This window comes from Protofrankia sp. Cas3 (genome assembly GCF_963555955.1).
Lineage (GTDB): Bacteria > Actinomycetota > Actinomycetes > Frankiales > Frankiaceae > Protofrankia.
Window position 1 is genome coordinate 1 of record NZ_CAUVXP010000312.1, and the last position, 1377, is coordinate 1377.

At 68.8% G+C, this 1377-nt stretch carries 1 protein-coding gene; it reads right to left on the reverse strand.

All coding sequences use genetic code 11. The features are described 5' to 3' along the window. Positions 1 to 1377 (reverse strand): RHS repeat-associated core domain-containing protein (locus U9983_RS27590; RefSeq protein WP_322756813.1); only part of this gene is annotated, 1377 nt, incomplete at both ends.

Consider the following 1377-nt stretch of genomic DNA (forward strand, 5'->3'; position numbering starts at 1 on the left):
GCCGACACCCACGGCCTGGGCGGCGGACTCGTCGGCCGTGGCTTCACCTGCGGCCGACTCGTCCTCGGCGAAACCCGGCCACCGGCATTCGACGACGAACCCCCGCCACCCGACGAACCACCACCCACCGGCCCGACACCCGGAGCAACAGGAACACCCAGATTCGGCGAAAATTCAGCCGGCAGCAAACCCGGAATGTACAGATCAACCCCACTGACGGCCACCGCCGGCGCAGCCGCTCCCGCAGTAGCCGACCGATCCCCAGCACGACCGAAAGCCTGACCGGTCTCATAGACCTTCTGACCGCCCTTAATGAGCGCATAGACCCCGCCGGCAACCGCAGCGGTGCCTGCGACGGCAAAGACGAGACCGGCTCCGGCAGCACACCCCTCCGGCCCGAGCAAGGCACCGATCGCACATCCAATAGCCGGCGCGAAATGCCCGGACGGATCGTTGGAGGCCAGCGGGTTCGCGTTCGCATAGAGATAGCGGTTGACCCCGACCGACCCGGACAACGGCAGACCGACACTGTCCCGAGAGACAAACCCACCCGTCCCCGGGGTGTACCAGCGCGCCTCCGCCGACACCTTGGCGGTGGTCGGATCCGTCCACGACCCCTGAAACCCGACCCGCACATTCGCACTACCCGCGGTGGTCGGGACGCCGAACGGGTCGAACACCTTCTGGTCGGTCAGGCCGGCGCCGTTCGTGGTGAACGCCGCCACCACATCCCCGTGGGTGTCGGCCAGCGGCGCCCACGCCCCACCCGGCGTCCCCAAGCCGATCAGATCCCCATCCGGATCCCGGGCGTAGGTCGACGTCCCGTCCGCCACCGGCTCCTTCTCCACCCCGGCGTAACCCAGCGTGGTGCTGTTACGGACCGCGAGCCGATCCAACCCGTCATACCCATACGTCGTCGTCCCCGACGTACTGTCCGACACCAACCGATCAAACCCGTCGAACGTCGTCGTCGCCGTCGACCCGCCCGCGGTCCGGGTCGCCCGCGTCCCCCGCGCCGTATAGGTGTAGGTCGCCGTCCCATCGGAGGTCAGCCGGTTCCGCTCATCAAAACTGGCGGCGGTCCCGTTCACCGCGGTGCGGTTCCCCGCCCCGTCCCAGCCGTAGCTCGTCGTGACGTTCGCCGGGCTGGTCCAGGACGTCAACCGATCCGCCCGGTCATAGCCGTAGCTCTGACTGCCCGACCCCGCCAGCGCCGCCGGACTCAACGTTTCGGTCAGCCGATTGTCGTTGGCGTCGTAGCTGTACGTCGCCGCCCGCAACGTCCCACCCGGCCCGGACAGCGTGTCCGCCGTCGTCCGCCCAAGATTGTCATAGCCGAACGACCGGACCGCCCCACCCGACGCGTAGGTCACCGCG